The 8,032-nt window shown below is 67.1% G+C and carries 6 protein-coding genes and 1 pseudogene; all 7 read left to right on the top strand.

Translation table 11 applies throughout. The features are described 5' to 3' along the window. Window positions 1–2,173: pseudogene (locus tag ACRDU5_RS22955) on the top strand (DNA-directed RNA polymerase subunit beta'); the annotation flags it as partial. Window positions 2,174–2,272: 99 nt separating this feature from the next. Further along, window positions 2,273–3,025, top strand: coding sequence for a deoxyribonuclease IV (locus ACRDU5_RS22950; RefSeq protein ID WP_526617289.1), 753 nt, complete (start codon window positions 2,273–2,275; stop codon window positions 3,023–3,025). 48 nt (window positions 3,026–3,073) lie between these two features. Further along, on the top strand, window positions 3,074–4,135 hold the full coding sequence (locus ACRDU5_RS22945) for a phosphatase PAP2 family protein (RefSeq protein WP_526617288.1): 1,062 nt from the start codon (window positions 3,074–3,076) through the stop codon (window positions 4,133–4,135). Continuing rightward, window positions 4,128–4,883, top strand: a complete 756-nt coding sequence (locus ACRDU5_RS22940) for an alpha/beta fold hydrolase (protein WP_526617287.1) — start codon at window positions 4,128–4,130, stop codon at window positions 4,881–4,883. The genes ACRDU5_RS22945 and ACRDU5_RS22940 overlap by 8 nt, the downstream gene beginning before the upstream one ends. 66 nt (window positions 4,884–4,949) lie before the next feature. Next, on the top strand, window positions 4,950–6,578 hold the full coding sequence (locus ACRDU5_RS22935) for an acyl-CoA dehydrogenase family protein (RefSeq protein WP_526617286.1): 1,629 nt from the start codon (window positions 4,950–4,952) through the stop codon (window positions 6,576–6,578). Beyond that, window positions 6,575–7,513 (top strand): enoyl-CoA hydratase/isomerase family protein, encoded by a 939-nt coding sequence (locus ACRDU5_RS22930; protein ID WP_526617285.1) that lies wholly within the window; start codon window positions 6,575–6,577, stop codon window positions 7,511–7,513. The genes ACRDU5_RS22935 and ACRDU5_RS22930 overlap by 4 nt, the downstream gene beginning before the upstream one ends. Window positions 7,514–7,536: 23 nt before the next feature. Beyond that, window positions 7,537–8,032, top strand: a 496-nt coding sequence (locus ACRDU5_RS22925; protein ID WP_526617284.1) for a PaaX domain-containing protein, C- domain protein, incomplete at its 3' end; no start/stop codon positions are given.

Here is an 8,032-nt window from a genome sequence, read left to right as displayed (position 1 = left end):
GGGCGATCCCGGCGAATACCAGCCGGCCGCCAAGGACAAGCCGGAGTCGGGTGTGTACGCGTCGCCGGCCGAGGCGATCATGGCGCTCGACCGCGGCGCGCTGTCGGTGCGGGCCAAGATCAAGGTGCGGTTGACGCATCTGCGTCCGCCCGCCGAGATCGAGGCCGCGCTGTTCGGTGACTCGGGCTGGAAGCCGGGCGACGCCTGGACGGCGGAGACCACGCTGGGCCGGGTGATGTTCAAAGAGCTGCTGCCGACGAGCTATCCGTTCATCAACCAGCAGATGCACAAGAAGGTGCAGGCGGCGATCATCAACGACCTGGCCGAGCGCTACCCGATGATCGTGGTCGCGCAGACCGTGGACAAGCTCAAGGACACCGGCTTCTACTGGGCCACCCGCTCGGGTGTCACCGTGTCGATGGCCGACGTGCTGGTGCCGCCGAACAAGCAGGAGATCCTGGACCGCTACGAGAAGGAAGCCGACGGGATCGAGAAGAAGTACCAGCGCGGTGCTTTGAACCACGACGAGCGCAACGGCGAACTCGTGAAGATCTGGCAGCAGGCGACCGAAGAGGTCGGTGAAGCGTTGCGAAAGCACTACCCGGAGGACAACCCGATCATCACGATCGTCGACTCCGGTGCGACGGGTAACTTCACCCAAACCCGCACGCTGTCCGGCATGAAGGGTCTGGTGACCAACCCGAAGGGTGAGTTCATTCCGCGGCCGGTCAAGTCCTCGTTCCGTGAGGGCCTGACGGTGCTGGAGTACTTCATCAACACCCACGGTGCCCGAAAGGGTCTGGCGGACACCGCTCTTCGCACCGCCGACTCGGGTTACCTGACCCGTCGTCTGGTGGACGTTTCGCAGGATGTGATCGTCCGCGAGCGCGACTGCGAGACCGAGCGCGGTATCAACGTCACGCTGGCCGAGCTGCAGACCGACTCGATGATTCGCGACCCGCACATCGAAACCTCGGCCTACGCGCGGACTTTGGCCGCCGGTGCCACCGACGAGAAGGGCAACGTCGTCGTCGAGCGGGGTCACGATCTCGGTGACCCAGCCATCGAGGCGCTGCTGGGCGCGGGCATCACCGAGGTCAAGGTGCGCTCGGTGCTGACCTGCGCCACCGGCACCGGCGTGTGTGCGATGTGCTACGGCCGTTCGATGGCCACCGGCAAGCTGGTCGACATCGGCGAGGCCGTCGGCATCGTGGCCGCGCAGTCCATCGGCGAGCCCGGCACGCAGCTGACCATGCGCACCTTCCACCAGGGCGGTGTCGGTGAGGACATCACCGGTGGTCTGCCCCGCGTGCAGGAGCTGTTCGAGGCCCGAGTGCCGCGCAACAAGGCGCCCATCGCCGACGTCACCGGCCGGGTGCGGTTGGAGGAGACGGAGACCTTCTACAAGATCACCATCGTCCCGGATGACGGTGGCGAGGAAGTCGTCTACGACAAGCTGCCGAAGCGCAACCGGCGGCTGAAGGTGTTCAAGCACGAGGACGGCACCGAGCGGCTGCTCGCCGACGACGACCACGTCGAGGTGGGCCAGCAGCTGATGGAAGGCTCGGCGGACCCGCACGAGGTGCTGCGTGTCCAGGGCCCCCGCGAGGTGCAGATCCACCTCGTCAAGGAGGTCCAGGAGGTATACCGCGCTCAGGGCGTGTCGATCCACGACAAGCACATCGAGGTGATCGTCCGGCAGATGCTGCGGCGCGTCACGATCATCGACTCGGGCAGCACGGAGTTCCTGCCCGGCTCGCTGACCGAGCGCGGCGACTTCGTGGCCGAGAACCGTCGGGTGGTCGCCGAGGGCGCTGAGCCCGCGGCCGGTCGTCCGGTGCTGATGGGCATCACCAAGGCGTCGCTGGCCACCGACTCGAGGCTGTCGGCGGCGTCGTTCCAGGAGACCACGCGAGTGCTCACCGACGCGGCGATCAACTGCCGCAGCGACAAGCTCAACGGTCTGAAGGAGAACGTGATCATCGGCAAGCTGATCCCGGCCGGTACCGGCATCAGCCAGTACCGCAACATCCAGGTGGAGCCGACCGAAGAGGCGCGGGCCGCCGCGTACACGATCCCGTCCTACGAGGATCAGTACTACAGCCCCGACTTCGGCCAGGGCACCGGAGCCGCGGTTCCGCTGGACGACTACGGCTACAGCGACTACCGCTAAGGTCGTGCGCCGAACGTGAAGCCACTGCGAGAATTCCGGCGATTTTTCGCAGTGGGTTCACGTTCGCGGGCTGTCGTGCCGCCCGCATAGACTGGCCGCGTGCTCATTGGTTCGCACGTCCACCTGGACGATCCGCTTGCCGCCGCCGAGGCCGACGGCGCCGACGCGGTGCAGTTCTTCCTCGGCAACCCGCAGAGCTGGAAGAAACCCAAACCGCGCGACGACGCCGAGGCGCTGCGGCAGTCCCCGATTCCGCTGTATGTGCACGCGCCGTATCTGATCAACGTGGCGTCGGCCAACAACCGGGTGCGCATCCCGTCGCGAAAGATCCTGCAGGACACCTGCGACGCGGCGTCGGAGGTCAACGCGACCGCCGTCATCGTGCACGGCGGCCACGCCGACGACAACGACATGGAGGCCGGCTTCGAGCGGTGGGTCAAGGCGCTCAAGTACCTCGAAACCGACGTACAGCTATACCTGGAGAACACCGCGGGCGGCGACCATGCGATGGCGCGCCACTTCGACACCATCGCCCGGCTGTGGGACCACATCGCCGACAGCGGCATCGGGTTCTGCCTGGACACCTGTCACGCCTGGGCGGCCGGCGAGAAGCTCGTCGACGCCGTGGAGCGGATCATGGGCATCACCGGCCGCATCGACCTGGTGCACTGCAACGACTCCAGGGACGCCGCGGGTTCGGGTGCGGACCGGCACGCCAACTTCGGCACCGGCCAGATCGATCCCGATCTGCTGGTTGCCGTCGTGAAGGCCGCCGATGCGCCGGTGATCTGCGAGACCGCCGACGAGGGCCGCAAGGACGACATCGCCTTCCTCCGCGAACACGTGGGCTGAACGACCCTTAAACCCCAGGTGGCGATCGGGTGAACTAGGCTCATCGGAGTGTCCGTGATAGTCGACCAGTCAATTGCGTTGGCGCAAGCCGACGATCCGGTCAAGACTCGCGAACGTTGGCTCACCATTGTGCGACGTGTTGCCGTTGCGACGTGGGCAGTCGTGGTGGTCTACCGGACGGCGACAACCGGCTTCGCGTTCAACCGCGAGCTGTTGCTGCTCTACATCTGCACCGGGCTATTCGCGGCGAGCATCGGGCAGGGCCGGCGGGTGCTCTACGTCGTTCGCGACTGGCTGCCGTTCGCGTTGGTCCTTGTCGCCTACGACCTCAGCCGGGGCGCGGCCGAGGTCATCGGACGACCGACCATGTGGCATTGGCAGGCCGACGCCGACCGGTGGTTGTTCTTCGGGACCATGCCGACCGTCTGGCTGCAGGAACGGCTCAAACTCCCGCATCCTCCGTGGTGGGAGATCGCCATCAGCACGGTTTACATGTCGTTCTTCATCCTTCCGTACGTGATCGCGGGCGTGCTGTGGCTGCGAAACCGCGACGAATGGAAGGCCTTCGTCAAGCTGTTCGTCGGACTGTCGTTCGCCGCGTTGATGATCTATGCCGTCCTGCCGGCCGCACCACCGTGGGCCGCGGCCCGCTGCACCGCCGCCGACGTCGGAAGTGGGCCGTCGGATCCCCGTTGCATGTTCCGTCCGGCGCGCGGTGTCCCCGACGGCGGTCTACTCGGCTCGATGCAGATGAGCCAGGACGGCGCCAACGGCTGGGTGGAGCGAATAGTCGGCCGGGGCTGGGGCAAGCTGAATCTGCACTCCGCAACCGCGTTGATCGACCAGGGCCAAGCCAGCGTCAACCTGGTGGCGGCGATCCCGTCGCTGCATGCGGCCCTGACGCTGGCGGTGGGGGCGTTCCTGTGGAACGGGGTTCATCGCGGGTGGCGGCCGCTGCTGGTGGCCTACCCGCTCATCATGGCGTTCACGTTGGTGTACACCGCCGAGCATTACGTCGTCGACATTCTCCTCGGCTGGGCGCTGGCCGCGGTGGTGCTGGTGGCCGTAAACCTGTTCAAGTCACGACGGGCGTCGCCAGAGAATGCCTGAGACGTCGTCACGCGGTTTCACGATCGATTACACCGTTGATGGCGGCGGGCCGCCCCTGGTGCTCGTTGCCGGGACGCTGTGCGCGGCGCGGCACTGGCGCGACTTCGGATACGTCGCGGCCCTCGCCCGGGACTGGCGGGTGATCAATATCGATCCGCTCGGGCACGGAGCCAGCGATGCTCCACACGACGCCGCTTCATACGAAGCCGCGGGAGTGACGTCGGATCTTGTCGCGGTGCTCGACGCCGAGGGCGTCGACAGCGCGACCGTGTGGGGTTATTCGCGTGGCGGCTGGCTGGCGTGCAGCCTGGCCAGCCGTTATCCCGACCGGGTGGGCCGCGTTGTCGTCGCCGCCTACGCGATGCACGCTCACGAAGAGGAGGTCGGCCGGCTGCTGGCACCACTGGCGGGCTTCCTGCGCAATGGCAACTGGTCCGCGCTCTGGCAGGCACTCAATGTCACCGACCGAGACTTTCAAAAGATGATCGAGGAGAGCAACGACGCGCTAGCCGTAGCGGCGGCCATCGACGGTTCGCTGCGACCCACCCGATTCGTCGACCCGGCCTCGATCCGCTGCCCTGCAACGTATTACGTGGGATCCGAGGACTGGATCATGCCGCACGTGCGTGCCGACGTCGACGCTCTCCGCGCGACACTCGACGTCATTGCGGGCCAAGGGCACATCGGGTCGTTCTTCGCATCGGCCGAGCAGGTGCTGACCGCGGTCACCGCGCGCCTCAAGGAGTAGGTCTCGGGGCAAAAGCCCAGTATTACGACTCTTGTGCGGCTGTTGAGGAAATGTAACATGGGTGGCATGCCAGACACGCATGTCGTCACCAACCAGGTTCCTCCGCTGGAGAACTACAACCCGGCCACATCGCCGGTGCTGACCGAGGCACTGATCCGCGAAGGCGGCGAGTGGGGCCTCGACGAGGTCACCGAACTCGGCGCGCTGTCCGGCAGCTCGCAGGCGCAACGCTGGGGCGAGCTGGCCGATCGCAATCAGCCGATCCTGCACACCCACGACCGCTACGGCAATCGGGTCGACGAGGTCGAGTACGATCCGGCCTACCACGAGCTGATGACGGTGGCGATCGGTCATGGCCTGCACGCCGCGCCGTGGGCCGACGACCGGCCGGGCGCGCACGTCGTCCGGGCCGCCAAGACCTCGGTGTGGACGCCCGAACCCGGCCACATCTGCCCGATCTCGATGACCTATGCCGTGGTTCCCGCGCTGCGCCACAACCCCGCGCTGGCCGAGGTCTACGAGCCGCTGCTGACCAGCCGCCGCTACGACCCCGAGCTCACGGTGCCGACCACGAAGGCCGGCATCACCGCCGGCATGTCGATGACCGAGAAGCAGGGCGGGTCCGACGTGCGGGCCGGCACCACCCAGGCGACACCCAACGCCGACGGCAGTTACCGCCTGACCGGGCACAAATGGTTCACCTCGGCGCCGATGTGCGACGTGTTCCTGGTGTTGGCCCAGGCGCCGGGCGGGCTGTCCTGTTTCTTCCTGCCCCGGGTGCTGCCGGACGGCAGCCGCAACCGAATGTTGTTGCAGCGGCTCAAGGACAAGCTGGGCAATCATGCCAACGCCTCATCGGAGGTCGAGTACGACGGCGCGACCGCGTGGCTGGTGGTCGAGGAGGGCCGCGGGGTGCCCACCATCATCGAGATGGTCAACCTGACCCGGCTGGACTGCACGCTGGGCAGCGCCACCAGCATGCGCAGTGGCCTTACTCGCGCCATCCACCATGCGCAGCATCGAAAGGTGTTCGGCGCCTACCTGATTGACCAGCCGCTGATGCGCAACGTGCTCGCCGATCTGGCCGTCGAGGCCGAGGCGGCCACCGTCGTCGCGATGCGGATGGCCGGGGCCACCGACAGCGTCGCACGCGGCGACGACCGCGAGGCGCTGCTGCGCCGCATCGGCCTGGCGGCCAGCAAGTACTGGGTGTGCAAGCGCGCCACCGGGCACGCGGCCGAGGCGATGGAATGCCTGGGCGGCAACGGCTATGTCGAGGAGTCCGGCATGCCGCGGCTGTACCGCGAGGCGCCGCTGATGGGCATCTGGGAGGGTTCGGGCAACGTCAGCGCGCTGGACACGTTGCGCGCCATCGCAACTCGACCCGAATGCGTCGACGTGCTGTTCGACGAACTCGCCAAGACCACCGGGCAGGACGCACGGCTGGACGCCCACGTCGACGGTCTCAAGCCGCAGCTCGACGACCTTGACACGGTTCAGTATCGGGCCCGCAAGGTCGCCGAGGACATCAGCCTGGCGCTGCAGGGCTCGCTGCTGGTGCGCCATGGGCATCCCGCGGTCGCCGAAGCGTTCCTCGCCACCCGACTGGGCGGCCAGTGGGGCAGCGCCTACGGCACCATGCCTTCCGGCCTGGACCTGGCGCCGATCCTGGAACGGGCACTGGTCAAAGGATGACGCACGCCATCAGGCCCGTCGATTTCGACAACCTGCAGACGATGACCTACGAGGTCACCGGTCGGGTTGCGCGAATCACCTTCAACCGCCCCGAAAAAGGCAACGCGATCGTCGCCGACACTCCGCTGGAACTCTCTGCGCTCGTCGAGCGGGCCGACCTGGATCCAAACGTTCACGTCATCCTGGTCTCCGGGCGCGGCGAGGGGTTTTGCGCCGGTTTCGACCTGTCCGCCTACGCCGAGGGGTCGTCGTCGGCCGGCGGCGGCAGCCCGTACCAGGACACCGTGCTGTCCGGCAAGACCCAGGCGATCAACCATCTGCCCGATCAGCCGTGGGACCCGATGATCGACTACCAGATGATGAGCCGCTTCGTCCGCGGCTTCTCCAGCCTGCTGCACGCCGACAAGCCGACGGTGGTGAAGATCCACGGCTATTGCGTTGCCGGTGGCACCGACATCGCCCTGCACGCCGACCAGGTCATCGCCGCATCCGACGCCAAGATCGGATATCCGCCGACCCGGGTGTGGGGCGTGCCGGCCGCCGGGATGTGGGCGCACCGGCTCGGCGACCAGCGCGCGAAACGTCTTCTGCTGACCGGCGATTGCATCACCGGAGCACAGGCGGCGGAATGGGGTCTGGCCGTCGAGGCGGCCGACCCGAAGGATCTCGACGAGCGCACCGAGCGGCTCGTCGAACGCATCGCGGCGCTGCCGGTGAACCAGCTGATCATGGTCAAGCTGGCGATGAACTCCGCACTGCTGCAGCAGGGCGTCGCGACGAGCCGGATGATGAGCACGGTCTTCGACGGCATCGCACGCCACACCCCCGAAGGCCACGCCTTTGTCGCCGACGCGCGGGAACACGGCTTCCGCGACGCTGTGCGCCACCGCGACGAGCCGTTCGGCGATCACGGCCGCAAGGCCTCCGGGGTATAGCCGTGCCGAAAACGCTATCCCGGATGACGGCGCGGTCGGTCGTGCTGAGCGTGCTGCTCGGTGCGCATCCCGCGTGGGCCACCGCGAGCGAATTGATCCGGTTGACAGCGGATTTCGACATCAGAGAGCCCACGCTGCGGGTGGCGCTGACCCGGATGGTGAGCGCGGGCGACCTGGTGCGATCCGAGGACGGCTACCGATTGTCCGACCGGCTGTTGGCCCGGCAGCGACGCCAGGACGATGCGATCAACCCGCAGATGCGGTCCTGGGACGGTACCTGGACGACGTTGGTGATCACCAGTGTGGGCATCGATGCGCGCACCCGCGCCGCCTTGCGAACCACGTTGCAGCAGAACAGGTTCGCTGAGTTGCGTGAAGGTGTCTGGCTGCGGCCCGACAATCTGGAGATCGAACTGCCGAGTGATGTGCTGTCGCGGGTGCGGGTGTTGCACGGTTACGACGACAGCCCCGCGGAACTGGCCGGGCAGTTGTGGGATCTGCCAGGCTGGGCGGGTACCG

This window comes from Mycobacterium sp. (assembly GCF_050701515.1).
In the GTDB taxonomy this organism is placed as follows: domain Bacteria; phylum Actinomycetota; class Actinomycetes; order Mycobacteriales; family Mycobacteriaceae; genus Mycobacterium.
This window is presented reverse-complemented; position numbering and strand designations above follow the sequence as displayed.

Bases quoted from the DNA above. Each gene is read 5' to 3' on its own strand.
- ACRDU5_RS22930 (WP_526617285.1), top strand. From the start codon at position 6,575: ATGACGCACGCCATCAGGCCCGTCGATTTCGACAACCTGCAGACGATG.
- ACRDU5_RS22935 (WP_526617286.1), top strand. From the start codon at position 4,950: ATGCCAGACACGCATGTCGTCACCAACCAGGTTCCTCCGCTGGAGAAC.
- ACRDU5_RS22940 (WP_526617287.1), top strand. From the start codon at position 4,128: ATGCCTGAGACGTCGTCACGCGGTTTCACGATCGATTACACCGTTGAT.